Source organism: Stenotrophomonas sp. NPDC077421, assembly GCF_049545505.1.
Taxonomy (GTDB): domain Bacteria; phylum Pseudomonadota; class Gammaproteobacteria; order Xanthomonadales; family Xanthomonadaceae; genus Stenotrophomonas; species Stenotrophomonas nematodicola.
This window is the reverse complement of sequence record NZ_JBMWDP010000006.1, coordinates 1-25,920: the sequence shown is the minus strand read 5'-3', so window position 1 is coordinate 25,920 and position 25,920 is coordinate 1. Positions and strand designations below refer to the sequence as shown.

Here is a 25,920-nt window from a genome sequence, read left to right as displayed (position 1 = left end):
CCGCTCAACCAGCGGTGTGCATGCGAAGTGGTCGACATCCTCCGTCTGCACGAGTCGATCCGGGGTGCCTTTCCGGAGTTCACGACTGATCCCGCCGTACACGCGCACTTATTTTCACCCTATGCCTTGTTCGTTGATCGGCCCGCGTTGGAGGCCATGGGACGAGTCGCGGCGGCGGTCTTCGACGTCGCAGGAAACCCGGGATATAGCCAACGGGTCCTGCAATGGGCCCCTGACATTGCAACCCATGATCCGGGTTCGGCGGGGGGCGTCCTGGGTCTGGACTTTCACCTGACGGTCGATGGCCCGCGGCTGATCGAGGTCAACACCAATCCAGGCGGTCTGCTCCTCAATGCCTTGTTGCTCGATGCCGTGCGGTCTTGCGCGCCGCCAGCATGGGCCACCTGGACCAACGCGGCCCAAGCGCGTGATGCGGCCGTCACGGCCTGGATGGAGGATGCTCGGCAGCAATCCGGGCGCACGCCGTCGCGCCTGGCCATCGTGGACAGCACTCCGCGAGCGCAGTTCCTTTACCCCGAGTTTGTGCTGTACGCGAACGCGTTTCGGGACCATGGCGTGGACTGCGTGATCAGCGCTCCCGAGGATTTGTCGTTTGGTTCGGACGGGCTTGAGGATGCCCACGGTCGAATCGACACTGTCTACAACCGGTTGACCGATTTCGCGCTCGAGGATGCCTCGCATGCAGACATTCGTGAGGCTTACCTGGCAGGGGACGTCGCGCTGATGCCGCATCCCCGAGCACACGCGCTGTTTGCCGACAAGCGCAACCTTGCGGTGCTCGGGGACCCGGCTCTGCTCGGCGGGTTCGGGGTCGATGCGGGTTCGACGGCACTGCTGGGCCAGGTGATCCCGCCCACGGTCGAACTCGTGCCCGCGAACCGGGATGCGTTGTGGGCAGTGCGCAACGGATATTTCTTCAAGCCTGCAGCAGGGTTTGGCAGCCGTGGGAGTTATCGGGGCGACAAGTTGACCCGGCGGACTTGGGCGTCTATGGCGTCGGCGACCTACATCGCACAGGCCTTCGCGCCACCGAGCATGCGGATCGTGCATGGGGGCCAGTCCCTCAAGGCGGATGTGCGCTGCTTCGCGTCCGAGGCGGGTGTCCTGTTGTTCGCGGCCAGGCTGTACCAGGGCCAGACCACGAACATGCGCACCCCCGGTGGTGGATTCGCAGCGGTGCTCACGTCGTCACGGATCGAGGAGTGATTCCCCACCGGAGCCGACCCTTGGGGCGTGTCGTGGCTACAGCCAGGCGAGTGCCGATTCAGCCAGTTCGCGCTCCTCATCGATCGCGACGTTCCATATGCTCGGCCCGCCCCCGCGGTCGATCCGCGTGGCTCCAGCATCGTTGACGTCAGGTGCCAGCGCCAGGCCGAGCCAGGCCAGTCGCGCGACGATGCGAGCCCGCAAAACCGGCGCGCGATGGCCGATGCCGCCGGAAAAGACGACATGGTCGAGACCGCCAATTGCCGTGGCCATGGCCGCGATGGACTGCGCAATCCGGACTGCAAAGAGCTCCACGGCAAGCTGGGCCTGCGGGCCGGGATCCGTCAGCAACACGCGCATGTCGCCATGGCCGGCGATTCCGGCAAGGCCTGCACTGCGGTACAGGCCGTTTTCAAGCGCCTGCGCATCCAGGCGTTCATGCCTCAGCAGATACAGCAACGCGCCGGGATCGAGATCTCCGGAGCGGGTAGGGCTCGGGATTCCACCCAGCGGAGTGAGCGCCATGGTGGTGTCGCGGCTGCGGCCGCCCTCGACGGCGCAGACGCTGCAGCCACCCCCCAGATGCGCGAAGACAGCGCGGCCCTTCAGGATTCCAGCGTCGTGGCTGGCCACTATGCGGAGCGCGGAGGCAAAGGCGAGTCCATGGAAACCGTAGCGGCGGATGCCCAGCGCATCCCATGCTTCAGGGACAGGCAAGCGCCGGCTCCAGGGCGCGAGCGACGCGTGGAAGTCGGTGTCGAAGGCCACGCCTTGGCGCGCGTGCGGCCAACGCATGCGCGCGGCACGCGCGAAAGCGAGGGCTACCGGCTGGTGCAAGGGTGCGAACGGCACCAATGCATCCAGTTTCGCGAGCACGGTTTCGTCGAGCTCGCGGGCGTCGTGCAGGTCACCGCCATGTACGATTCGGTGCACCACCACGTCGGGGCTGGGCCACGGCTCCGACAATGCCTCGAGCAGGGTGGCAAGGCGCTCCTGCGCATCCACGCCGACTGGAATTTCGGCCCGGGAGCGCTCGAGCAGACGAGACTGCGCGCCGTGTCCCTCAGTGTTGAACAGATAGGACGCGCCCTTGAGGGTGGACGAGCCAACGTTGAGTGCAAGAAGCCGGCGCGTGGTCACAGGTGTCCCCGAATCATGTTCATGGGGACCGCACCGCCCGGCGCAACAACTGCGCATTGATTGCCACAACGACGGTGCTCAGCGACATGAGCACTGCCCCAAGCGCAGGTTGCAGCAGGATCCCCCATGCGGCGAGAACGCCAGCGGCGAGAGGGATGGCGACGATGTTGTAGCCGGCGGCCCACCACAGGTTCTGGATCATCTTGCGATAGGTGGCCTTGCTCAATTCGATGATCGCTGGCACGTCGCGCGGGTCGCTGCGCACGAGTACGACGTCGCCGGCCTCGACCGCGACGTCCGTCCCTGTGCCGATGGCGATGCCGACGTCGGACGTGAGCAGCGCCGGAGCGTCATTGACACCGTCACCCACCATCGCGACGCGCTTGCCCTGGGCCTGCAGCTCCTCGATCTTTGCCACCTTGTCCTCGGGCAATACCTCGGCGAAGACGGTGTCGATGTTGAGTTCCTTCGCGACCGCGTTTGCGACCGCCGTGGAATCACCCGTCAGCAGGACAACCTCCAGTCCTTCGTCGTGCAGCCGCTTGACCGCGTCGAACGATTCGGGACGGATGGCATCCGCGATCGCAAATACGGCGAGCACCCGGTCGCCTTCCACCAGGTAGGTTGCAGATTGACCATCGGCTGCCGCTGATTCGGCAGCCCGCCGAAGCGTCTCCGGCGGTTCGACCGCGAGCATTCTCAACAGACCCGGCCCGCCAACGTGAAGCGAGCGCTCCTCGACGACTGCGCGCACGCCGCGTCCCGGCATGGACTCGAAGTCCTGCGACATCGGAACGTCGATGCCATGTTCCTTGGCGCTGGTCATCAGCGCCTGCGCGATCGGATGTTCAGCGTCGCGCTGGACCGACGCGGCCACGCGAAGCACCTCGTCGTCGGTGAGTCCATCGGCGGCAGTGGTCTTCACGACGCGGTGCGAACCGAGCGTGAGCGTGCCTGTCTTGTCGAACACGACCGTGTTCAGCAAACGGGCCTCTTCCAGGCCGCGTCGATCGCGCACGAGCAGGCCGTTCCGTGCGCCAATCGTGGTCGAGATGGCGGTCACCAGCGGGATGGCCAAACCCAGCGCATGGGGACAGGCGATCACGAGCACGGTCACTACGCGCTCGATCGTGAAGCTCCACGGTCGACCGAGGAGTGGCCAGACAATGGCGGTAACCGCGGCGGAGACGATGGCGATGATCGTGAGGTAGAACGCCGCCCGGTCCGCCAGGGCCTGGGCGCGCGAGCGCGACGTCTGGGCCTGCTCGACGAGCCGCATGATACCCGCGAGCGCGGTCTCGTCGCCGGTTCCCGTCACCTCGACACGCAACGAGCCCTGTCCGTTGACGGTGCCGGCGATCACCCGGTCGCCCGTCGACTTGTCCATCGGCTTGGACTCGCCGGTGATCATCGCTTCGTTGACGGCGCTGGTCCCTTCCTTCACGACGCCGTCGGCGGGAATGCTCGCGCCGGGCCTGATGAGCAGCAGGTCGCCGCGCTTCAGTTCCGCGACAGGGACTTCCTTCGCGGTACCGGCCTCATCCAACCGCACCGCCATATCAGGCAGCAGCTTCGCGAGTTCCTTGAGAGCGCCCTGTGCCTGGTTGATCGAACGCATCTCGATCCAGTGGCCGAGCAACATGATCGCCACCAGCGTCGCCAGCTCCCACCACAGGTCCAAGCCCTCGACAACGCCGAGCGTGACCAACGCGCTGTAAAGGAAGGCGACGGTGATCGCAAGCGAGATCAGCGTCATCATGCCCGGCAGGCGATTTCTCAGCTCGTGGTATCCGCCGCGGAGGAACGGCGAGCCGCCGTAGAAGTACACGATCGTGCCGAACACCGCCGGGATGTACGCCGACCCCGGGAACTGTGGTGCGGTGTAGTCGAACCAATGCTGGATCATCCCGCTCCAGATCAGAGTGGGGATGGTCAGCAGCAGCGTGAGCCAGAACTTGTCGCGGAAGCTCGCCACGCTGTGGCCGGCATGCTTGTCGTGCCCGGCATGGACGTCACCTTCAGCACCCGTGCGGGGATGCGGCGGTTGCTCGCCGTGCGCCTGATGATCTTGATGATGATGATTGTGTTGCGTCATGGGTCTGCCTTCCTGGATGCACTGATGCGCCGGGCACCAGCGGGGAGATAGATCAGTGTTCTGTTACAAGTGTCCCGATCTGGCGATGGCCATCACCAGCCGCAGTGAGAGCAATCCCGCAGCAGCGAAAGCCACCATAGCCAGGAAAGGCATGTGACCGAACACTTGCGGGCCGTCGGAATGCAGGCTCAACAGCGCACCGCTTACGTACAGGCCCAAGGTGACCAGGGCCAACGCCAGCCGGTTGCCCGTGCGCGCGATTGCCTCCTGCGTGGAACTCAGGCCATGGTGGTGTACGGAGAAGGCGGGTCGTCCGTCGCTCAGTTGCGCCTGCCGCAACAGGTCGGTGGCGATCTGTGGCAGTTGGCGCGCAGTGCGGGCCAGCCGCATGGCAAGCGGCCTGTTGCCGCTGGGGCGGCTGGCTTCGGCAATGTCGGCGATCGCGGCCGCCTGCGCGGACAGCGTCCCCAGCAGGTCCAGATTCGGATCCAGCGCCCGCAGCGTGTTCTCGACCAGGAACAGCGTCCGGATCAGGGACAGCAGGTGGGCCGGAAGCCGGAAGCCAGCGCCCTGCCCAATGCGTGCCACGCGCCAGATTGCCTCGGCAATGGACCACTGCGCCAGCGGACGGCTGGCCATCTCGGCCAGGATCAGGTGGATCTCGCGCACATGCGAGCGGCGGTCGACCTGCGACGGGAAGAAGCCCATGGCGATCGCTGCATCCAGCACGCCCTCGGCGTCGTCGGCCGCAATGGCCTCGACCATGCCGCCGAGCGCGAGCCGGGATGCAGGGTCGAGCACGCCGATCGATCCAAAGTCATGCAGGCACAGGCGACCGTCGTCAAAGAAGAACAGATTCCCCGGGTGCGGGTCGGCATGGAAGACGCCGGCGCCGAAGAGCTGATGCACGTAGGCACCGAGCAGCGCCCTTGCCAGTGCGGGAGCGGCCGCTGTGCCGTACGCGGCCTCCAGACGGGTCCCGTGGCTTCGATCCTGCACAAGCACGTTGCGGGTGGCATACGGCTCGACGACGTGCGGCTGGGTGATGCCGGGCAGGGCATCCAGCACCTTGGCCATGCGCCGCATGTTCTGCGCCTCGTGACGCATGTCGATCTCGTCACGCAGGAATGCGCCTAGTTCGTCCACCAGTTCGAGCGGCCGGTGGCGTTTCAGTGGCGGCCAGATCCACTGGGCGACGCGCATCGTGCGCCGCAGGAGCAGCAGATCCGCCTGCACCTGGGCATGGATCCCGGGGCGGGTGATCTTGACGACCACATCGCGACCATCATGCATGCGCGCTGGATGGATCTGGGCCACTGAAGCCGCGGCCAGGGGCTTGTCATCGAAGCTGGCGAAAAGTTCGCCGACCGGCGCGCCAAACGCCTGTTCGACGATACGCATGGCCTCCTCCGCCGGGAAGGGGGGCACATCGCTGTGCAATCGCGACAGCGCCTCGCGATAGGGCGCCGGCAGCAGGTCCCAGCGCAGGCTCAAGCCCTGGCCCAGCTTGACGAAGGTGGTGCCCAACCCCACCAGTGTGGTGCTGACGTATGCCGGAAGCAGGTCGGGTGCACGTCGGCGCAGGCGCAGCACGGCGACGCCGAGCTTGAGTCCCGCCCAGGCAATCTGGCCTCCGCGCCGCACCGTGCCCGCCATCAACGCGCGCTCCCGGTTGGACAACTCATGGCGTCGACCCACTTGCAGGACGCAGGATCGTGGCCGGATCGCCCCGACCATCCACTGCCGCCAGCTCCGCTTCCGACAACAGGCCGCCCCGGGACTGGCCGAGGACGCCCGCGGCCGCATCGACCACGTGCGCCCAGGTGCTGCGGTTGGCGAACAGCAGTCCCGGCACGTCCAGCGTGCCGCCGCGGTTGACGAAGCCGAGCGCCGCGGTCGTGGCCGGGCCAGTGTCGAGCCGGCGCAGCGCGCCCAGGAAGGGCTCGGGCCGCGTATGCGTGACGAATATGCGCGGCCGTTCCGCCGGGAACAGTGCATGGACCTCGCTGTCGGAGTGCACGTACCGCGCCTCGTCCGGATCGCGCGGCGTGCGGAACCGGCCGGGCTCGCCGAGATAGACGATCGCGGCCGACACGCCACGTTCAACGAGGCGCACCTGCGCGTGGCGCACTTCCTGCAATTGGTAAGCACCGGTGGCGACCAGCAGGATCGCCGCTGTCGCCGGGTTGCCGGCCAGGCACAGCGCACCTTGGGTGGCCAGCGCCTGCGCCTGCGTCGGTGTCAGCTCGTGCGGCACCGGTCGCTTGGGGACGACCAGGGTGGTGACCGTGCCGCGTTGCGCGTAGGCGTGGGCGAGGGCCGCGGCGGCGCCGTTGGCGTCCGGGGGAAACACCACGCGCGATATGTCGGCCATTTCGCCCAGGAGCGCCTCGGCCATGGTCGGATCCTGATGGGACTGCTCGTTCTTCGCGTTCTCCCACGTGTGCGAGGTCAGCACGAGAGGCACGCCCAGCCAGCCGGGCGGTCGCCCCGCCTGTGCCTGGTGACGCGCGAAGATCAATTCCTGGCGCACGGCGCCAAGCATCTTCGGTGCGAACGCCTCGTAGGTGACCACCAGGTTCAGCCCGCCCTTGTTGCCGAGCGCGGCGCATACCACGGCTTCCTCATTAAGCGCGGTGATGACCGCGCCAGTGGTCGATTCCGCGACACCGGGCTCGGGCTCGTGCACCCGGTGCTTCATTGCGTCCAGGGTGCGATCGAGCTTGTTGCTGCGCAGCTCGTCAGGATTGCCCACGCGCACGCGCAGCCCCGGGTTCGCTTCGGCGATGGCGACGAACTGCTCGTCGAGCGCGGTCATCGGCGAGCTCTCGCCGCCGGCGCCGCGGTCGGCGATCGCCGGGACGCGGGGCGGTTCCACCTGGCGATCGGCCAGCGCATGGTCGCGCTCGCGCACGCGCTGCTGGAGGTCGTGGCTGTTGAGTGCGGCAACAGCCTCCTCGAGCTCGGACGCGGCCACGAACAGCGCCGCGGCGCCTTGATTGAAGAGCGCGCGTGCCTCGGCCTCCTTCGACGGATTCCCGGGCAGGGGCAGGTTGTGCGAGGCGTTGGTCCCGGCGCCGGGGAATCCGAAGCCCTTCACGGTTTCGGCAATGCCATAGGGCAGCCGCACGTCGGCATCGGGAACGGCGGCGCCCGCTTGCAGGCGCGACTCCATCACATGGATACCCCACGCGATGCTGGCCGGATCGCGCCCGTCCAGCGCGATCGGATCAAAGCCGTTCAATCGCAGGTGCCGGTCCAGCCACCGCTCGCCGCCCTGCTGGGCGATCTGGCTGCGCTGTTCGATGCGCCGCCCGTTGAGGATGATGATCGGGCTGACCAGCCCGCTGTCCTCGGCACGCCACCAGCGCGGCGCCCAGTCGCTGCCGCGCTGTTCCTCGAACGCACCGTCGCTGAGGAACGCCACCAGGCGTTCGTCCTTGAGCGGTGCATGCACGTACTGCAGTTCGGCAAAGCCGAGATAGCCGCCTTCCATCACGCCCCCGGCGGTGTGCGCATTGACGTGGGAGCCCAGGGGCGACGCCGGTGTTCCGTCCGGATTGAGGGTGTAGGCATAGAAGTCGCCGACGAACCGGCTCAGCCCCGCGTCGGAGCGGTCGTAACGTTCGGCGTGCCGGGCGGTCATGTTGCCAACCAGCACGTTCAGCGCGTCGATGGCGGCCACGCAGTGCCCCTGGCCCATCATCCATGCGCGGGTGACGCCATCCAGGGCGTCCATCAGCAGGTAGCCGGCGTAGGCCGGCACCATGTTGAGGGACCCGCCAGTGTGGCCTTCGGGCGTGGCCTTGAAGTCATCGGCCTCGAGGGCCGCGCCGTCGGTGCGGACCCGCTGGCTGTAGGTCATGTGGGCCACCAGCCACATGCCGGCGCTGGTGACGCGATCGGCCGCGGCGAGCCGCTGCCAGGCGGTGCCGGCATCGGGCGTGCGGCCCAAGGCCACCAGCTCGTGCACCATCTGGCGGACCCGGAGCTGGGTGAGCGGGTCATGTCGGATCACGCCGTAGCCGGCCGCCCAATGGTCAAACGCGGGATCGGCCCGCCGGTGGGCGTCGGCGAGTTCAAGGGTCCGCTGGCGCTCGGCGGCCGACAGCTGGTCGGCGGTGCAGCAGTTGAGATGCAGGTTCATGGGTCCTCCGGGGAGTCGGCCGAAGCGGACATCAGGGTCGATGCCGCGTCAGCGAGGTCCGCGCCGAGCGCGATCGCGTTCGACGGGTGGGCAATGGTGTCGGTACTGACGATGCGGGCCAGACCTGCTTCCTGCAGGCGGGCATAGGCATCGCCGGCGAACACCGGATGGATGGCGACCAGCAGTGGCGGCGGCAACGACAACCGGCGCAGGTGTGCGAGGGTCTCCAGGATGGTGTGGCCGGACGACACGATGTCGTCGATCAGGACCGGGGTCCGGCCCGCCACGGCCTGCGGGTCGGGCAGGCTGACGCGCACGTCGTAGTCGCCGTGCCGCTCCTTGGCCAGCACCTGGTAGGGCATGCCGGACAGGGCGGCGATGTCCGCTACCCACTGCTCGCTCTCGCTGTCAGGGCCGATCAGCACAGCGTCGGGGACGGTCTCAGCGATCCAGCGGGCCACGGCCGGCGTCGCCGATACGTGGACCGTCGGAATGCGGTAGAGCGACTGCAGGCGCTCGACGCGGTGCAGGTGCGGGTCCACGGTCACCAGCCAGTCGAAAGCCTCTTCGAGGAATTGCGCAAACAGCGGTGTACTGACCGCCTCGCCGCGATGGAAGCGGGTGTCCTGGCGCATATACCCCAGGTAGGGTGCGATGAGGCCGACCGAACGAGCCCCGAACTCGCGCGCGGTCCGGGCGGCGAAGCGCAGCGGGAGGGCCAGGGCATCGGCGTTGCGCAGGCTGGCCAGGATCGCCACATCGGCGCCGTCCAGTGCGTCGTCCAGGGTGACCAGCGACTCGCCATCGGGGAAGTGCCGCCAGGCCACGGGTGCAATGCGCGCCTGCAGGGGCTGGTTGATGGTGCCGGCCAACACTGCATCGGCCGGGAAGGGCATCAGCACACGGGTCATGGAACCTCTCCAAGCACAAAGGGTTGCAGCGTCGCGGCGTGCTCCAGGGCGTAGGCCAGTTCTCCCGGCGACTCCGCATGCAGGGTCATCATGGGCTGTCCGCGCTCGACCGTATCGCCGATCCGCAGACCGGTTTCGAGGCCGGCGGTGGGGGATGTCGGGGCGCCGGCCAGCTTGGCCAGTTTGGCCAGCCTGCGGTTGTCGATCGCCGCGATGCGGCCCGATGCAGGCGCCGGGACGTCGGCGGTGAACGCCGCCCGTGGCGGTTCGCGGAAGCCTCCCTGGGCCTCGCAGATCGCCAGGAACTTGGCCAGCGCCGCCCCGGAATCCAGCACGCCGCGCGCGCGCTCCAGTCCGGTGCCGGCGTTGCTGCCCGCTGCCATGTCCAGCAGCGCCGCGGACAGCGCAAGTGCGCGTTCGCGAAGGTCGGCGGGTGCATCGGCCGCGTTGCGCAGCACCTTGAGCACGTCGTGCGCCTCGAGCGCCGGGCCGATTCCCCGACCCACCGGCTGGGTGCCGTCGGAGCGATGGATGCCCAACTGCAATCCCAGCGCGCCCGCGGTGTGGGCAAGCCGCGTGCCGAGGCTGTGGGCCGCGGCCTCACCTCGCACCTTGGCCGTCGGACCCACCGGCATGTCGATCAGGACGTGGGTGGAGCCCGCGGCTATCTTCTTCGACAGCACGCTGGCGACCAGTTGGCCGTCGCTGTCGAAATCCAGCGGGCGCTGGACCCGGATCAGGATGTCGTCGGCCGGGCTCAGGCGCACGTTGCCACCCCACACGATGCAGCCGCCCTCGCGCTCCACCACCCGGCGCATCGCCGCCAGGTCGAGCGCCACCGGCGCCATCACTTCCATGGTGTCGGCGGTGCCCGCGGGCGACGTGATCGCGCGCGACGAGGTCTTCGGGATGCGGTAGCCCAGCGCAGCCACGATGGCCACCACGATCGGGGTGGTGCGATTGCCCGGCAGGCCACCTACGCAGTGTTTGTCCAGCACCGGCCCTTCGCCCCAGTCCAGGCGCTGGCCCACGGAGATCATGGCTCGCGTCAGCGCGGTCGTCTCCGCATGGTCCAGGCGGTCACCCGCGCTGGCAGTGACGAAAGCTGCAAGCTCCAGGTCCGACAACCTGCTTTCCATCACGTCCTGCACCAGGGCGAAGTACTGCGCGTCGTCCAACCGGGCGCCGAACACCTTGGCACGGAGCGCGCCCGCCGACGCCGCGGGTTCCGCGTGCCTGACGCCGGCGAGGGCGTCGGGCGCGGGATCGAGGAGCGTCCACGCGGCCTCCGACAACGCCACCTCGTCCAGGCCGAGCCGATCGTCGATGACCACGTTCAGCGTCGCCACCAGCGTGCGGGCGTCCACGTCCAGCCTGACGCGCGTCATCGCGGCAAAGCCTTCCGAGCGACAGACCTCGCAGTCGCGGTGCATATAGACCACCGGCTGCTGGTAGGTGTCGATGCCGGCACGGGTGACGCGCAGGCGGGTGTGGCCCGGGGCCTGCGTGGTCATCTCGCATCCTCCAATCCGACTTGCTCCAGGTGCCCCGGCACGCGCGCACGCCAGCCCAGTTCACGCTGCACGCGCCCGCGCAGCGTGTCTGCAGCGTCGGGCTCGCCGTGGGTGAGGTAGACCATGCGCGGCGCGGACGGCGCGGTGCGCATCCAGTCCAGCAGCTCCCCGGCGTCGGCGTGGCCGGAGAAGCCCTCCAGCTGCACCACCTCGGCGCGGATGGGGACCTCGCGGCCGAACATGCGCAACGTGCGCTTGCCTGCCGCCAGCGCGGCACCGCGTGTTCCTCCGGCCTGGTAGCCCGCGAGCAGGATCGCGTTGCGGTCATCGGGGCCGAACGCCTCGATGTGGTGCAGCACGCGCCCGCCGGTGATCATGCCGCTGGCCGAGATGATGATCATCGGCCCGCGCTGGCGGTTGAGTGCCTTCGACTCTTCTACAGTGTTGACGAAGGTGGCCACGTCGAACATCCGCTGGCAGTCCTCGTCGGACACGTGGTGCTCGGAGTGGTGGTCGTGGTAGTGCCGGGTCGCGTTGATCGCCATCGGGCTGTTGAGGTAGACCGGCACGCGAGGGATGTCCTTGCGCTCACGCAGCCGGGCGATATGCAGCATGAGCGCCTGGGCGCGGCCGATGGCAAAGGCGGGAATGACGATCACGCCCCCGCGGGCGGCAACGCGGCGGATGATCGGTGCCAGCTCGGCTTCTTGGTCGATCGGAATGTGTTCCCGATTGCCATATGTGGATTCGCAGACCAGGACGTCACAGGCGGGCAGGGGCGTCGGCGGATTCATCAGCGACTCCTGCTGCCGTCCCAGGTCGCCACTGAAGTGCAGGCGCTGGCCCTGGACGTCAAGGCTGACATGGGCAGCGCCCAGGATGTGGCCGGCAGGATGGAAGCGGATCGTGACGCCTGATGCGACCTCGATGTCGCGACCATAGTCATGCCCCTTGAGCTGCTTCAGGCTGCGGCGGGCGTCATCCTCGGTATAAAGCGGCCGTGGTTCCTTGTGCTTGGAGTACCCCTTGCGGGCCGCGTACTTGGCCTCCTCTTCGAGCAGGTGTCCGCTGTCGGGAAGCAGCAGGCCGCACAGGGCCACGCTGCCATGGGTGCAGTGGATCCGGCCGCGGAACCCTTGTTTGACCAGTGCGGGCAAGTAGCCCGAATGGTCCAGGTGGGCGTGGGTCAGGACCACCGCGTCGATTGATGACGCCTCGACGGGAAACGGAGCCCAGTTGCGCTCGCGCAATTGCTTGTAGCCCTGGAACAGGCCGCAGTCCACGAGCACGCGCTGACCGTTGGCCTCGACCAGGTAGCGCGAGCCGGTCACGGTGCCCGCGGCACCGAGGAATTGCAGGGTGGGGTTGGAAGACGCTGTCATGGTGTGGCTCCTGTCCTGGAAGGGAAGTGATTGCGGAGGGCATGGCGAGGGCCGAGGCGCATCTGCATCGCCCGCGCGCCTGTCAGGGGCGGATCAGCTCCACTGTGTCGTTGACCTTGGGGCTCCCGGAGATCACTTCAGCCTCCGCGTAGTGGCTGTCGAACAGTTCGACGATGCGCACTTGGCCAACGTTCTCGCGGCGGTAGCGTGGACCGCCGGCCCGCGAATGCCGGATACGGCGCTTGTGCCGGATCACGTCCAGCACCTGCCCGACCTGGGCACCGTCGGCCTGCCCGACACAGACCACAAGCGTTCCGTCCTGCTTTTCCAGCACCTGGCCGCGCATCAACACGTTGTGGCGGAACCCACCCTCGTTCGCGGAGACGACCCCCGGCAATGCGAACGCGAGCGCGAGGGCCAGTGCGGCGACCCAATGGCTGCGATTGGTACCTCGGGGTCTGGAATGGGCGACGTGTGTGACCGTATTCATGGTGTGGACTCCTTAGATGGGCTGCGAGGGGTGGCGGCATCCGCCAGTGGAAGGCGTTTGAGCAGCAACGCGTTGAGGGCGACGATCACCGAACTGCCCGACATCGACAGCGCGGCGATTTCTGGCGACAGCACGAACGGATAGAGCACACCGGCCGCCAGCGGAAAGGCCAGCACGTTGTAGCCCACGGCCCAGCCCAGATTCTGATGCATCTTGCGCAGAGTGGCGTGGGCGATGGTGGTCGCGCGAACGACGTCATAAGGGTCGCTGTGCATGAGCACGATGTCGGCACTCTCGATGGCGACGTCGGTGCCGGCGCCGATCGCGAACCCAACGTCGGCTTGGGTGAGCGCCGGTGCGTCGTTGATGCCGTCGCCCACCATGCCGACCTTGAGGCCCTGCGACTGCAGCTTGATGACCTCATCGGCCTTGCCGCCCGGCAGCACGTCGGCCAGCACGATGTCGATTCCCAGGTCCTGTGCCACGCGCTCGGCCGTGGGGCGGTTGTCGCCGGTGATCATCGCCACCTTGATGTTGCGCCGGTGCAATTCGTCGATGGCCGCGCGCGAGGTCTCCCGGATCGCGTCGGCAATCGCGAAGAAGCCTGCGAGCCGGTCACCCACCCCGGCATAGATCACCGTGCGACCGGCACCGGTGAGGCGCGCAGCCTCCGCTTCCAATACCGAGAGGTCGATGCCGTGCTCGACCATCAGGATCCGGTTGCCCAGCACCACCTGCACCCCGTCAACCACGCCGGTAGCGCCCTGGCCATCGATGTTGGTGAACGCGGTAGCGCGCTCGGCTACCGGACCGGCACGCTTCAGGATGGCCTGCGCCAGCGGGTGCTCGGAGTGCGCCTCGACCGCGGCGGCCGCGGCCAGCAACCGCTCCTGCGTCCAGCCCGGCGCGACCGCCATGTCGACCACCTCGGGGGCGCCGACCGTCAGGGTGCCGGTCTTGTCGAAGATCACCACGTCCAGGCGTGCGCTCTTCTCAATCGATTCGGCATGCTTGAAGAGGATGCCGTGTCGTGCCCCCAGGCCAGTGCCGATCATGATCGCCATCGGCGTGGCCAAACCGAGTGCATCGGGGCAGGCGATGACGAAGACGGTGATCGTCAGCGTGAGCGCGAACAGCAGCGGCTGTCCCAGCCACCAGAACCAGACCGCGAAGGTCAGCAGCCCGATCACGATCGCAGCCAGCACCAGCCATTGCGAGGCGCGGTCGGCGAGCAGCTGCGCGGGCGCCTTGGAGTTCTGCGCGGTCTGGACCAGCTTGATGATCTGCGCCAGTGCCGTGTCGCTGCCGATCTTGGTGGCGGTGTAGGCGAATGCGCCGCTCTTGTTGATCGATCCGCCGACGACGGACTCTCCGGGATCCTTGCGCACCGGCATCGACTCGCCGGTCAGCATGGATTCGTCGACCTGAGAGCTGCCTTCCGTCACGATGCCATCGACCGGGATCTTCGCCCCGGGCCGCACGATCACGGTCTCGCCGACCAGCACTTCAGCGGTGGGAATGTCGAGCTCCTGCCCCTCGCGCCGGACGACCGCGCGGGGTGGGGACAGCTTCAGCAGCGCTTTCATGGCGTCCGAGGCGCCGGCGCGAGCCCGCATCTCGAGCCAGTGGCCAAGCAGGACGAAGGTCAGCAGGACGGCCGAGGCCTCGTAGAAGTTCGGCCCGTCGAAGAAGAACGTCGACGCGATGCTGAAACCGTAACCTGTGCCCACGCTCAGGAGCACCAGGACCGCCATGTCCAGCACACCCCGTCGCAGGGACCGGATCGCGGCGCTGAAGAATGGCCAGCCCGGATACAGCACGGCGCCGGTCGCCAGCAGGAACAACCAGACGTTCTCGCGCAGTCCGAACGGCACCGGCGGCGGCTCTATCAGCCCGCCCATGGGCGACCACACGAATACCGGGATCGCGAAGGCGAGGGCGACCAGGAAGCGGCGGCCCATGTCGCGCGCCGCGGCGTGCAGATCGCTGCCGTGGTTCATGCCCGCATGGGCGTCGTGGCCCCCGGCATCCGTGGCGTCATCGCCGTGGCCGGCGTGGGCGTCAGCGGGGCGCTCTGCGGCCAATTCCTGTCCGTGCCCGGCATGCGCAGCATGGGCGTGCGCGCCTGCGGCGGGGTCGGCATCGGGCATCGGCGCGTTGCATTGGAAGCCGCAGTCGCGGATCGCGGTGGCGACCGCGCCCGCCGACAGGCGGGCCGGGTCGTAGGACACCTGCAGGGTCGCGGTAGCGAAATTCGCGCTGGTGGCGTTGACTCCAGGCAGCGCGGCCACGGCCTTCTCCAGCGTGCGCGCGCAGCCGGCACTCACCATGTCGCCGATGGGCCAGGTGCGCGTGCGCACAGTGGGTTTGTGGACGTGCGTCATCGGGTTTCTCCTTGGGATGGAGCGGGGCCGCGCCGGCGTCGCGGGATGAAGGCCGGCACTTCCTGCATGTAGCGGACGTAGTCGTCGCCGAAGCGGCTCAAGCAGTCTTTTTCCTCACGACGCGCCAGGCGGGCATAGGCCCACACGAGCACTGGATAGCTGGCGAGCGTGAGCAGCGTGGGCCACTGCAGCAGGAAACCGGTCAGCACGAGCAGGAAGGCGACGTACTGCGGGTGACGCATGCGCGCATACACGCCCTCGCGGGCGAGCCGGCCTTCACGCTGTGCCCGATACAGCACCGGCCAGGCGGCCGACAGCAGCCAGAAGCCGCCGCCGATCAGGACGAAGCTTGCGATGTGGAATGGGCCGAAATGCGGGTTGGCGCGCCAGCCGAACCACATCTCGAGCAGATGGCCCGCGTCATGGCTCAGCCAGTCCACCTGCGGATAGTTGGCGCTGAGCCAGCCGCCCAGGACGTACAGCGTCAGCGGGAAGCCATACATTTCCGCGAACAGGGCCACGACGAAGGCGGAGAACATACCGAACCCACGCCAGTCCCAACGGGTCAGCGGTTTGTAGAAGCTCCAGGCGAAGAAGATGAAGAACGCGGCGTTGATGGCGGCGAGGAGCCAAAGACCGTAGCCGGAGTCGGGTGCCTGCATGTCAGTGCCCTCCGTTCGAGGTGTCGGACGTTTCGTCGTTCAGTGCCCGCTTGCTACGGCTCTCATGCTGGCCATGGGGTGTGTCGTCGGCATTGCCGTCGCGCCCATGACTTCCGGAACCTCCATGACCGCCATGCCCCTTGTGCATGAACACATGCATCAAGGGACATAGCAGCAGGATGGCCAGGGGCAACCAGCGAAGCGTCCCCCCAAGGTGGGCGCCGTGCTCGACGGCGAGATAGAACACGGCCAGCGCCAGGAAGATCCAGAAGACCCAGCGTCGGGAGCCTGAGGGGGCAGGACTGGAGGCTGTCATGGCAAATTCTCCTCTGTGGGGCGGCGTCCAAGAAGTCGCCGGGGGGTGGACTTGACGAACCCGCCGCCTTCAGCAGCGGCAACAGATTCGATCAATGCGCAGACGTCATCGCCAGTCGGAATGGAGTCCGGAAGCTCCGCCCAGGCGTGGATGGCACGCTCCATTCGTCCGTGCATGGCGAGCAGCCTGTCCAGTTGTTGGCGGGTGTCGTCGAGCCTGCGCCGAATGATGTCCCGCACAAGCGGACAGGGACTATGTCGCAGCAGGCTGTGGTGGATGATTTCCTCGATTTCCCCCAGCGTGAAGCCAAGGTGTTGCGCCGTGCGAATGAAGTGCAGGCGAAGGAGCTCCGAGGTGGAGAACAACTGGTAGCCGCCCTCGGTATGCGTGGCCGCTTGCAACAGACCGCGCCGCAGGTAGTTGCGCACCACATGCACCGTGACATCGCCCTGCCGTGCCAGCTGGCGGACCGTCATCAGCGGCAGCGTCACTTCTTCCTTGGTCGTCATCGGCTTGCTCCCGGCGAGGTGTTGATCAGGCTAGACCTGTGTCTCGCACACAGGTCAACCGGCCTTGCGGTGGGCGAAGCCAGTAACGCGCGAATTGGCCGTGGACGGACGGATGTTCGCGGCCACAGTTGCATGAGCCGTCGGTCCCTGCCTGCGTTGAACGGCCCCATCACTACTTCTCCTTGGGTAGTGCGGAGGAGGGGTGCGGCTTCCTGGCCAGCTGCCGCTGCTTGATCAGCGAGTACAGCGCCGGGATCACGACCAGGGTGAGGATGGTCGAAGACACCATGCCACCTACCATCGGCGCAGCGATTCGGCGCATGACTTCCGAGCCAGTACCGCTGCTCCACATGATGGGCAGCAGGCCCGCCATGATCGCGACCACGGTCATCATCTTCGGGCGCACGCGGTCGACCGCGCCTTCGATGATGGCCTCGCGCAGGTCCCGTGAATCCAGTGCCCGGCCTTCGGCCTGCCTCTGCGCGGCACGCGCTTCAAGTGCGTGGTCGAGGTAGATCAGCATCACCACGCCGGTTTCCGCGGCGACGCCGGCCAGCGCGATGAAGCCCACGATCACCGCGACGCTGGTGTTGTAGTCGAGCATCCACATCAGCCAGATGCCACCGACCAGTGCGAAGGGCACCGACAGCATCACGATCAGCGACTCGGTGACACGGCGGAAGTTGAGGTACAGCAGCAGGAAAATCAGCGCCAGCGTCACCGGAACGACGACACGCATCTTCTCCGCGGCACGTTGCATGTATTCGTACTGTCCACTCCAGGTCACGTAGTAGCCAGGCGGGAACTGCACCTGCTCGGTGACCGCTTCCTGCGCAGCCTTCACGTAGCGGCCGAGATCGCTCTCTCGGGTGTCGACGTAGATGTACGCCGCCAGCATCGCGTTCTCGGTGCGGATGCTCGGCGCACCCTTCCTGACCTCAATCCGCGCCAGTTCGCCCAGCGGCACCTGGGCGCCGCCGGGCACCGGCACAAGGACTTGGCTGCCTATCCGGTGCGGATCGTCGCGGAGTTCGCGGGGATAGCGCACGATCGCGCTGAAGCGTTCGCGGCCCTGGAGGATGGTGGTGACGATCTCGCCGCCCAGCGCGGCGGCCACCACGTTCTGCACCTCGCCCAGGGTGACGCCGTACTGGGCCAGGCTGCCAAGGTCGGGGGTGATGTCGAGGTAGTAGGCGCCGGTCAGGCGTTCGGCGAACGCGCTGGTCGTGCCCGGCACTTCGCGCACCACGGCTTCGATCTCGGTGGCCAGCGCGTCGAGTTGCTCAAGGTCCGTGCCGAAGAGTTTGATGCCCACGGGCGTGCGGATGCCGGTGGCCAGCATGTCGGTGCGCGCCTTGATCGGCATCGTCCAGGAGTTGGCGACGCCCGGGAACTTCAGCGCCGCGTCCATCTCGGCGATGAGCTTGTCGGTGGTCATGCCGTCCCGCCATTCGTCCTCGGGCTTGAGGTTGATGACGGTCTCGAACATCTCCAGCGGTGCGGGATCGGTGGCCGTCAGGGCACGGCCCGCCTTGCCGAACACCGACTCCACTTCCGGGAAGCCCTTGATGATCCGGTCCTGCTGCTGCAGCAGCTCCGAGGCCTTGGTCACCGACATGCCCGGAAGCGACGCGGGCATGTACAGCAGCGTGCCTTCGTTGAGGGTTGGCATGAACTCGCTGCCCAGCCGCGATGCAGGCCACAGGCTTGCAAACAGGGCGGCCAACGCAAACATGATTGTGGCCATGCGATGCCGCAGAACGACGTTGATCACCGGCCGATAGGCCGCAACCAGGAACCGGTTCACCGGATTCTTGTGCTCGGGCACGATCTTGCCGCGCACGAACAGCAGCATGAGTACCGGTACCAGCGTGATCGACAACAGCGCGCCACCGGCCATCGCGAAGGTCTTGGTGAAGGCCAGCGGCTTGAACAGGCGACCTTCCTGAGCCTCCAGGGCGAACACGGGCAGGAACGAGACGGTGATGATCATCAGGCTGAAGAACAGCGCCGGCCCGACCTCGCGACAGGCATCGATGATCAGCTGGGTCCGGCTGCGGGAGCCGTCGGAGCGCTCGATGTGCTTGTGCGCGTTCTCGATCATCACGATCGCCGCGTCGACCATCACGCCAATCGAGATCGCGATGCCGCCCAGGCTCATGATGTTGGAGTTCATGCCCAGCATGCGCATCGCGATCACCGCGATCAGCACGCCGACGGGCAGCATGACGATCGCGACCAGCGCGCTGCGCGCATGGAACAGGAATACCAGGCACACCAGTGCGACGATCAGGCTCTCCTCGAGCAGCGTCGTGCGTAGCGTCTTGATCGCGCGCACGATGAGATCGGAGCGGTCGTAGACCGCCTGGACGCTGACGCCCTCGGGGAGTCCACTCGCAAGCTGGGCGATCTTGTCCTTCACCCCCCCGATCACGGCCAGGGCGTTTTCGCCGAAGCGCGCAATGACGATCCCGCCCACAACGTCGCCTTCGCCGTCCAGGTCGACGATGCCACGGCGCTCATCGGGTACCAGTTCGACCCGGGCGACGTCGCCGATCAGCACCGGTGCGCCCCCTTCGGCGCGCAGAACCAGGCTCTCGATATCCTCGATACCGCGCAGGTAGCCGCGGCCCCGCACCATGTACTCGGTCTCGGCCATCTCGATCACGCGGCCGCCGACGTCGCGGTTGCTCTCGGCGATCACCTCGGACACGCGTGAAATCGGGATGTCGAACTCGCGCAGCCGGACCGGATCGACGGTGATCGAGTACTGGCGCACGAAGCCGCCGACGCTGGCGACCTCGGCCACGCCGGGCGCGGTGGTGAGCTGGTAACGCAGGTACCAGTCCTGCATCGCGCGCAGCTCGTCCAGCGAGTGGCGGTCGCTCTGCAGCACGTACTGGTAGACCCAGCCCACGCCGGACGCGTCGGGTCCCAGTGCCGGTGCCACGCCAGCCGGCAGGTTTTTCGACGCGACGTTGAGGTTCTCGAGCACGCGCGAGCGCGCCCAGTACAGGTCCGTGCCTTCTTCGAAGATGACGTAGATGAAGGAGGCGCCGAAGAACGAGAAGCCGCGGACGTCCTTCGACTTCGGCGTCGCGAGCAGGGCGCTGGTCAGCGGATAGGTGACCTGGTCCTCGACCACCTGGGGCGCCTGCCCCGGGTACTCCGTGAACACGATCACCTGCACGTCCGACAGATCCGGTTGTGCGTCCAGCGGCGTGTTCATCAGTGCGTAGATGCCACCGGCGACAATCGCCAGCGCCATCAGCAGCACCAGGAAGACGTTGCGCACCGACCATTCAACGAGACGGCCAAGCATGTCAGTGCCCCTCGTGGCCGGTGGGGGCGGGCGGAGTCTCTTCCGGGGTAGCCGGCATGGAATGACCGGCGTGCGGATCAGAGGCCTCGTCACCATGACCTGCGTGCGGGTCGGCGGCGTCCTCGCCGTGCCCGGCGTGTGGATCCTCAGCGGTGCCCGAAGGCGCGCCGTGTCCTGTGTGACCCTCAAGACCCTGGAGTGCCGACTGCAGGTTGCTTTCGGCGTCGATCAGGAAGTTGGCGGAGACCACGACCTGCTCGCCCTCGGTCAGGCCGTCGAGGATCTCGATGCGATCGCCGCCGCGCCGCCCCAGGCTGACATCGCGCGGTGCGAAGCGGCCAGGGCCGGTCTCGACCAGCACCACCTGGCGCGTGCCGCTGTCGAGCACGGCCGAGCGCGGAACGGTCAGGACCGGTCCAGCCCCCGGCTCCTCCAGCACCACCGTCCCATACAGCCCGGGCCGCAGGTCGCCAGCGGGGTTGGGCAGGGCGATGCGCACATCCACGGTGCGCGTCATCGCATCGATGACGGGCTGCACGAAGGTGACCTCGCCCTCGGCCACCTGGCCCGGCAGGGCCACGGTTTCAAAGCGGGCCGTTTGGCCGGGCTGGATACCCGCGGCCTGCGCCGCCGGCACCTTGGCGATCACCCACACCTTCGACAGGTCCGCCAGGCGCAGGATGGTTTCGCCGGGCTCGAAACGCGCGCCCTGGACCACCGGCTTCTCGATCACGACCGCGTCCGCGGGCGCGGTGAGCACCAGGCCCGTCTTGCCCATCTGCGCGTCACTGATTTCCCAGTTGCGCAGGCGGGTGCGGGCGGCATCGCGCAGGCGGACCATCGACGCCGCGCTCGCGGGATCGGACCCGGCCAGCCTGCGGGCGGTCTCGTCGGCCAGCCGGTATTCCTGCTGCGCCGCGGCCAGCTGCGGGCTGTAGACGGAGAGCAGCGGCTGCCCGGCGCTGACCCGCATGCCGGTCTGGTTCGCGTACAGCCGCTCCACCCAGCCTTCGAAGCGCGGGGCGATCGCGTACTGCCGGGTCTCGTCGACCTCGACCGTGCCGCTGGTGCGCACGGTAGCGGACAGGGCTCCGCGCTTGACCGCTTCGGTGCGCACGCCCAGCGCCTGCACCTTGTCCGGCGGCAGCACCACCGTGCCCGGTGCCGCCGGCGGTGCGTCGTCGGCATAGACCGGGACGTAGTCCATACCCATCGAATCCTTCTTCGGCACCGGCGACGTGTCCGCCAAGCCCATGGGATTGCGGTAATAGAGCACCTTGCGTTCTGCGGCCGGGCCGTCGATCGACGTGCCCGCGGTCGGGGAGTCGTTCGTGGCGCGGCCGGCAATCCAGCCGACGGCGAGGGCGGCGAGTGCAACGCCGATGGCGAGCGACAGGGTCTGGACACGGGTCATCGGATCTCTCCTTCGATGGCGCGCACGGCGGCGGCGCCCAACAGTTCGTCACGCAGTGCATCGACCCGTGCGAGGTCGGCGCCCTGCCATTCATTGAGTGCTTCCAGCAGCGTCCCGAAGTCGACTTCACCGACCTGGTAGCTGGCCAGGGCGGACTGCCAGGTGGCGTCGGCCTGCGGCAGCAGCGTGTTCTCGATCAGTCCGCGACGCTCGCGCGCGTTGGTCCACTGCGACCAGGCGGAAGCGCCGCGTTCCTCGACGGCCCGCAGCGTGGCGTCCCTGCGGGCAAGCGCTGCGTCTTCGAGCAGGCGCGATTCGCGCTCGCGCTCGCGGCGGGCACGCTGCTGGAACGGGATCTCGACCTCGAACATCAGCTCGGTGCTCTCGATGCCGTTGCCGAACTGCATCGCACCCACGCCCAGGGTGATGTCGGGAAAGCGGTTGCGACGCTGCAGTACCACGTTCGTGCGCGCCGCCTCGGCGCGAGCCTGCTGCGAGCGCACCGCGGGATGCGCATCGGCGTCATCCAGTGCCTCGGCAAGCGAGGCGCTGTGGACGGCGAGGCGCGGCGCCTCGTCGGGAGTCGCCAGCGGTGCATCGGACCGGCGCCCCAGCACCGCGTTCAAGGTGGCGGCCGCCTCCTGCTTGGTCGCGAGGCGTTCGATCCGCTCGCGCTGGAGGCTGGTCTGCTCGACCTGGGCGCGGATGGCATCCTGCTGCGCCGCGCGACCCAGGGCGTAGCGCACGCCGGCCATCTCTTCCACCTGGCGGAGCAGGGCGATGCGGCGATCAAGCACGGCCACGGCCTGGTCGGCATGCCAGTAGCGTGCGTAGGCCGCCTCGGCGTCGGCCAGCAAGTCGCGCGCAGTGGTGAGGCGATCGAGTCCGACCGCGACCGCGTCCTGGCTGGCCGCGGTCCGCGCCAGGGCGCGCTTGCCCCAAAGCGGGAGGCGCTGGCGCAGCGCGTAGTTGACCTCGCGCTCGGCACCGGCGGAGCGCCAGGGCTTGTCCGGATCGAGGCCGCGGAATCCAAGGGAAGCCGTCGGGTCGGGTAGGGCGCCCGCTGGCTGGATCCGTGCTTCGGCGGCCTGGGCCTCGAAGTCCATGGCCCGCAATTCCGGGTTGTGTTCCAGAACCCAGGCGCGGATCGACTCGAGGCTGTGCCCCGGGACGGGTTCGGTGGCGGTCACCGGCAGCGCCAGGGCCCACAAGGCGCCGGCAAGCACGCCGGCAAGAAGGTGCCGGAGCGGTGGCAGACGGCGGGACAGAGGGCGAGGGTGCAGGCGCCTGGCCGGCAGTCGGTCGAACGGGGATGCCATATCAGTGTCCTTGGGCCGACGCGACGCAGGTCGCTCGGACGAGGGCAGGAACACATGCCGTGACGCAGCCACGGCGCGAACGCACAGGACTGCGCCGCACAGACGTGCGGAGCAGTCAGCGTCCAGGCATCAGATCAGCAGGAGTGCCGCTGGATGGGCGGTAGGTCGGTGCCAGGCGGGTCTGGGCGGCGAATCCACCCATGTAGCCGTGACACCTGGCGCAGCATCCGCAATCGCGGCGATCGCAAGCCAGGAGAACCAGGCTTCGGCCAGCAGCGGCGGAATCGAAGGGATGCGCCCACTGTCCGCCGAGATGTCACCCTCGGTGCAGTGCGCGTCGCACACTGCCTTGCTCGCTGAGGGGAGCTCGGCATCGCAGCCGTGGCCATGGTCGTGTCGGGTGTCGGTGGCGGCAGCGACAAACGCCGCCGGCGTGACTGGGAGATCCAGGCAATCGCCATGGCCTGCGAGCGCGAACTGGGACCAGAGCAGGGCCACCATCGCGAGGAGGGCGGTGCGCTGGAACAAGTTCCGATGGCGGATGTGGACCATGGCGTGAGCTTACCTCTTACTGGAACCGATGCAATTGATCCAAGTCAATCCTTGGCCAGGCCCAGGGGCTGGCGCGGCACAGATGTGGTCGGCGAGGACGGTACGGCGGCCGACTTGGCAAGGCGAAGGGCGTTGGCCACCACCGACACCGAGCTCAAGCTCATCGCAAGCGCCGCGACCATCGGGCTCAGCAAGATCCCGAATGCGGGGTAGAGCACCCCGGCCGCGACCGGCACCCCCAGCGCGTTGTAGAGGAACGCGAAGGTGAGGTTCTGCTTCATGTTGGCCACGGTGGCCTGGGAGATCTTCCGGGCGCGCAGGATGCCCCGCAGGTCGCCCTTGACCAGGGTGATCTGGGCACTGGACATCGCGACGTCGGTGCCCGTGCCCATGGCGATGCCGACGTCGGCCGCGGCGAGCGCCGGGGCGTCGTTGATGCCGTCGCCCGCCATCGCCACCCGCCGGCCTTCGCGCTTGAGGCGCTGCACCAGCTCGGCCTTGTCCTCGGGGCGGACTTCGCCATGCACCTCGTCCAGGCCCAGCTCGGTGGCCACGGCCCGTGCGGTGGTGAGCCCGTCGCCGGTGGCCATGATGATGCGCAGCCCGGCGGCGTGGAGCTCGTTGATGGCCGCCGCGGCCGACGCCTTGATCGGGTCGGCAACCGCGACCAGCCCCGCCAGGCGCCCGTCCACGGCCAGGAACATGGCGCTCGCGCCCTCGCGGCGCATCCGCTCGGCCACGTCGACGTGCGCAGCGGGATTGGCGCCCAGGTCGTCCATGAGCGCGGTATTGCCCAGCGCAAGCGCATGGCCGGCCACGGACCCGCGCACACCCATGCCGGTCACCGAGTCGAAGTCCTCCACGCGGTCGAACTCGAAGTTCCGGCGTCGAGCCTCGGCGACGATGGCGTCGGCCAGCGGGTGCTCGCTGCCCTGGTCCAGGCTGGCGGCCAGGTGCAAGACCCGGTCGGCGTCGAAGCCCTCGAAGGCCACGACTTCCTTGAAGGCGGGGCGCCCCTCGGTGAGGGTGCCGGTCTTGTCGACGATCAGGGTGTCGATGCGGCGCATGTGCTCGATGGCCTCGGCGTCGCGGAACAGCACGCCCACCTGCGCCGCCTTGCCCGTGGCGACCATGATCGACATCGGCGTCGCCAGGCCCAGCGCGCAGGGGCAGGCGATGATCAGTACCGAGACCGCGTTGAGCACCGCAAAGGTCCAGGCCGGCTCCGGACCGAAGGAGCCCCAGATAAAGAAGGTGGCCACCGCGATCGCCAGCACCGCGAGCACGAACCAGTAGGCCGCGATATCGGCCATCCGCTGCATCGGCGCGCGGGAGCGCTGCGCCTGCGCGACCAGCTGCACGATCTGCGACAGCACGGTGTCGGAGCCCACCTTGGCGGCGCGGATCACCAGCGCGCCGGTGCCGTTCTGGGTCGCGCCGATGACCTGGTCGCCTGCGGTCTTCTCGACCGGAATCGGTTCACCCGTGAGCATCGACTCGTCGACGCTGGAGCGGCCTTCCACCACTTCGCCATCCACCGGCACCTTCTCGCCGGGACGCACGCGCAGGTGGTCGCCGACGTGGACGTGGGTCAGCGGGATGTCTTCCTCGGTGCCGTCGGCGTTGACCCGCCGGGCTTCCTTCGGCGCCAGGCCAAGCAGGCCCTTGATCGCCGCGGACGTTTTCGAGCGCGCCCGCAGTTCCAGCATCTGGCCGAGCAGGGTCAGCGAAACGATCACCGCCGCCGCCTCGTAGTACACCCCGACGCGCCCATGTTCGGTAAACGACGGTGGGAACAAGCCGGGTGCCAGCGTGGCGACCAGGCTGTAGCCAAAGGCGGCCGCAACGCCAATCCCGATGAGGGTGAACATGTTCGGGCTGCGGTTGCGGATCGACTGCACGCAGCGCTCGAAGAACGGCCAGCCGGCCCACAGCACGACTGGTGTGGTCAAGACCAGCTCGACCCAGGTCTGCACGTCGATCGACAACGGCAGGATCTGCACGTCGCCCAGCACGACACGCGGGAGGTACTGGCCGAACATGGCCAGCACGAGCGTCACCACAGTCAGCGGAAGCGTCCACCAGAACCGGCGCGAGAAGTCGCGAAGTTCCGGATTGTCATCGTCCTCCAGGCTCGGCATTTCCGGCTCCAGCGCCATGCCGCAGAAGGGACAGTTGCCTGGACCTTGTTGCCGGACTTCCGGGTGCATCGGGCAGGTGTAGATGGCGCCGGGCTGTGCCACCTCGGGTTCGTCCTGGGGCGTCAGATAGCGCTCCGGATCGGCCACGAACTTCGCGCGGCATCGCTCCGAGCAGAAGTGGAAAGGTGTGTCGGCGTGGGTCGCATGATGCTGCGTCGTGGCGGGATCGACCTGCATGCCACAGACCGGATCGGTGACCCGTCCATCCGCAGCCTCGACAGGGGCTGCGCCTGCAGAATGGTGATGGTCATGGGACGACGGTGAGTTCATGCCGATGCTCGCTTTAGTGGGGATGGACTGCCAAGGCAGTGTGCCATTGCGGGTTACACAGCTAT

Annotated in this window: 18 protein-coding genes; 1 reads left to right on the top strand and 17 read right to left on the bottom strand. The window is 67.8% G+C overall.

The genetic code is table 11. The annotated features are described in order from the left end of the window. Positions 1 to 27: 27 nt before the first annotated feature. Complete coding sequence (locus ACPEH1_RS04820) at positions 28 to 1,227, top strand: hypothetical protein (RefSeq protein WP_017355170.1); 1,200 nt, start codon at positions 28 to 30, stop codon at positions 1,225 to 1,227. A gap of 36 nt (positions 1,228 to 1,263) precedes the next feature. Here ACPEH1_RS04820 and ACPEH1_RS04815 read toward each other — a convergent pair whose 3' ends face one another. The 17 genes from ACPEH1_RS04815 to ACPEH1_RS04735 form a co-directional block, all read right to left on the bottom strand. Then, positions 1,264 to 2,367, bottom strand: a complete 1,104-nt coding sequence (locus ACPEH1_RS04815; protein WP_036196077.1) for an acetate/propionate family kinase — start codon at positions 2,365 to 2,367, stop codon at positions 1,264 to 1,266. Between the two features lie 19 nt (positions 2,368 to 2,386). Beyond that, positions 2,387 to 4,462: a heavy metal translocating P-type ATPase gene (locus tag ACPEH1_RS04810; RefSeq protein WP_082316348.1), complete on the bottom strand. Its 2,076-nt coding sequence runs from the start codon at positions 4,460 to 4,462 to the stop codon at positions 2,387 to 2,389. A gap of 63 nt (positions 4,463 to 4,525) precedes the next feature. Continuing rightward, positions 4,526 to 6,118: an ABC1 kinase family protein gene (locus ACPEH1_RS04805; protein WP_017355174.1), complete on the bottom strand. Its 1,593-nt coding sequence runs from the start codon at positions 6,116 to 6,118 to the stop codon at positions 4,526 to 4,528. Between the two features lie 25 nt (positions 6,119 to 6,143). Continuing rightward, a complete protein-coding gene (locus ACPEH1_RS04800; protein WP_017355175.1) occupies positions 6,144 to 8,609 on the bottom strand; it encodes a hypothetical protein in 2,466 nt (821 codons plus the stop codon). Continuing rightward, complete coding sequence (locus ACPEH1_RS04795) at positions 8,606 to 9,520, bottom strand: ribose-phosphate diphosphokinase (RefSeq protein ID WP_017355176.1); 915 nt, start codon at positions 9,518 to 9,520, stop codon at positions 8,606 to 8,608. Before ACPEH1_RS04795 ends, ACPEH1_RS04800 begins: the two co-directional genes overlap by 4 nt. Then, positions 9,517 to 11,034, bottom strand: a complete 1,518-nt coding sequence (locus tag ACPEH1_RS04790; protein ID WP_049404647.1) for a thymidine phosphorylase family protein — start codon at positions 11,032 to 11,034, stop codon at positions 9,517 to 9,519. The genes ACPEH1_RS04795 and ACPEH1_RS04790 overlap by 4 nt, the downstream gene beginning before the upstream one ends. Beyond that, positions 11,031 to 12,416: an MBL fold metallo-hydrolase RNA specificity domain-containing protein gene (locus tag ACPEH1_RS04785; RefSeq protein ID WP_017357192.1), complete on the bottom strand. Its 1,386-nt coding sequence runs from the start codon at positions 12,414 to 12,416 to the stop codon at positions 11,031 to 11,033. Before ACPEH1_RS04785 ends, ACPEH1_RS04790 begins: the two co-directional genes overlap by 4 nt. 82 nt (positions 12,417 to 12,498) lie before the next feature. Next, positions 12,499 to 12,906, bottom strand: a complete 408-nt coding sequence (locus tag ACPEH1_RS04780; RefSeq protein WP_049436410.1) for a hypothetical protein — start codon at positions 12,904 to 12,906, stop codon at positions 12,499 to 12,501. Further along, positions 12,903 to 15,290: a heavy metal translocating P-type ATPase gene (locus tag ACPEH1_RS04775; protein WP_049404642.1), complete on the bottom strand. Its 2,388-nt coding sequence runs from the start codon at positions 15,288 to 15,290 to the stop codon at positions 12,903 to 12,905. The genes ACPEH1_RS04780 and ACPEH1_RS04775 overlap by 4 nt, the downstream gene beginning before the upstream one ends. Beyond that, positions 15,287 to 15,952 (bottom strand): methyltransferase family protein, encoded by a 666-nt coding sequence (locus ACPEH1_RS04770; RefSeq protein ID WP_017357195.1) that lies wholly within the window; start codon positions 15,950 to 15,952, stop codon positions 15,287 to 15,289. Before ACPEH1_RS04770 ends, ACPEH1_RS04775 begins: the two co-directional genes overlap by 4 nt. 1 nt (position 15,953) lies before the next feature. Then, entirely contained in the window at positions 15,954 to 16,268 is a 315-nt protein-coding gene (locus ACPEH1_RS04765) for a DUF2933 domain-containing protein (RefSeq protein WP_088434186.1), read from the bottom strand. Then, entirely contained in the window at positions 16,265 to 16,777 is a 513-nt protein-coding gene (locus ACPEH1_RS04760) for a MerR family transcriptional regulator (RefSeq protein WP_017357196.1), read from the bottom strand. The genes ACPEH1_RS04765 and ACPEH1_RS04760 overlap by 4 nt, the downstream gene beginning before the upstream one ends. Before the next feature lie 172 nt (positions 16,778 to 16,949). Further along, complete coding sequence (locus ACPEH1_RS04755; RefSeq protein ID WP_049404640.1) at positions 16,950 to 20,099, bottom strand: efflux RND transporter permease subunit; 3,150 nt, start codon at positions 20,097 to 20,099, stop codon at positions 16,950 to 16,952. Position 20,100: 1 nt separating this feature from the next. After that, positions 20,101 to 21,513: an efflux RND transporter periplasmic adaptor subunit gene (locus ACPEH1_RS04750; protein ID WP_017357198.1), complete on the bottom strand. Its 1,413-nt coding sequence runs from the start codon at positions 21,511 to 21,513 to the stop codon at positions 20,101 to 20,103. Beyond that, positions 21,510 to 22,832 carry a TolC family protein gene (locus ACPEH1_RS04745; RefSeq protein ID WP_239503521.1) on the bottom strand — a complete coding sequence of 441 codons (1,323 nt, stop codon included), beginning with the start codon at positions 22,830 to 22,832 and terminating at the stop codon, positions 21,510 to 21,512. The genes ACPEH1_RS04750 and ACPEH1_RS04745 overlap by 4 nt, the downstream gene beginning before the upstream one ends. Before the next feature lie 129 nt (positions 22,833 to 22,961). After that, positions 22,962 to 23,384, bottom strand: coding sequence for a hypothetical protein (locus ACPEH1_RS04740; protein ID WP_017357200.1), 423 nt, complete (start codon positions 23,382 to 23,384; stop codon positions 22,962 to 22,964). Positions 23,385 to 23,428: 44 nt separating this feature from the next. Continuing rightward, positions 23,429 to 25,855 (bottom strand): heavy metal translocating P-type ATPase, encoded by a 2,427-nt coding sequence (locus ACPEH1_RS04735; protein WP_080354477.1) that lies wholly within the window; start codon positions 25,853 to 25,855, stop codon positions 23,429 to 23,431. Positions 25,856 to 25,920: the final 65 nt, after the last annotated feature.

Coding starts and splice junctions, on each gene's coding strand:
- ACPEH1_RS04765 (WP_088434186.1), bottom strand. CDS start 16,268: ATGACAGCCTCCAGTCCTGCCCCCTCAGGCTCCCGACGCTGGGTCTTC.
- ACPEH1_RS04740 (WP_017357200.1), bottom strand. CDS start 23,384: ATGGTCCACATCCGCCATCGGAACTTGTTCCAGCGCACCGCCCTCCTC.
- ACPEH1_RS04760 (WP_017357196.1), bottom strand. CDS start 16,777: ATGACGACCAAGGAAGAAGTGACGCTGCCGCTGATGACGGTCCGCCAG.
- ACPEH1_RS04775 (WP_049404642.1), bottom strand. CDS start 15,290: ATGACGCACGTCCACAAACCCACTGTGCGCACGCGCACCTGGCCCATC.
- ACPEH1_RS04810 (WP_082316348.1), bottom strand. CDS start 4,462: ATGACGCAACACAATCATCATCATCAAGATCATCAGGCGCACGGCGAG.
- ACPEH1_RS04790 (WP_049404647.1), bottom strand. CDS start 11,034: ATGACCACGCAGGCCCCGGGCCACACCCGCCTGCGCGTCACCCGTGCC.
- ACPEH1_RS04795 (WP_017355176.1), bottom strand. CDS start 9,520: ATGACCCGTGTGCTGATGCCCTTCCCGGCCGATGCAGTGTTGGCCGGC.
- ACPEH1_RS04780 (WP_049436410.1), bottom strand. CDS start 12,906: ATGAATACGGTCACACACGTCGCCCATTCCAGACCCCGAGGTACCAAT.
- ACPEH1_RS04770 (WP_017357195.1), bottom strand. CDS start 15,952: ATGCAGGCACCCGACTCCGGCTACGGTCTTTGGCTCCTCGCCGCCATC.
- ACPEH1_RS04745 (WP_239503521.1), bottom strand. CDS start 22,832: ATGGCATCCCCGTTCGACCGACTGCCGGCCAGGCGCCTGCACCCTCGC.
- ACPEH1_RS04750 (WP_017357198.1), bottom strand. CDS start 21,513: ATGACCCGTGTCCAGACCCTGTCGCTCGCCATCGGCGTTGCACTCGCC.
- ACPEH1_RS04805 (WP_017355174.1), bottom strand. CDS start 6,118: ATGGCGGGCACGGTGCGGCGCGGAGGCCAGATTGCCTGGGCGGGACTC.
- ACPEH1_RS04800 (WP_017355175.1), bottom strand. CDS start 8,609: ATGAACCTGCATCTCAACTGCTGCACCGCCGACCAGCTGTCGGCCGCC.
- ACPEH1_RS04735 (WP_080354477.1), bottom strand. CDS start 25,855: ATGAACTCACCGTCGTCCCATGACCATCACCATTCTGCAGGCGCAGCC.
- ACPEH1_RS04755 (WP_049404640.1), bottom strand. CDS start 20,099: ATGCTTGGCCGTCTCGTTGAATGGTCGGTGCGCAACGTCTTCCTGGTG.
- ACPEH1_RS04785 (WP_017357192.1), bottom strand. CDS start 12,416: ATGACAGCGTCTTCCAACCCCACCCTGCAATTCCTCGGTGCCGCGGGC.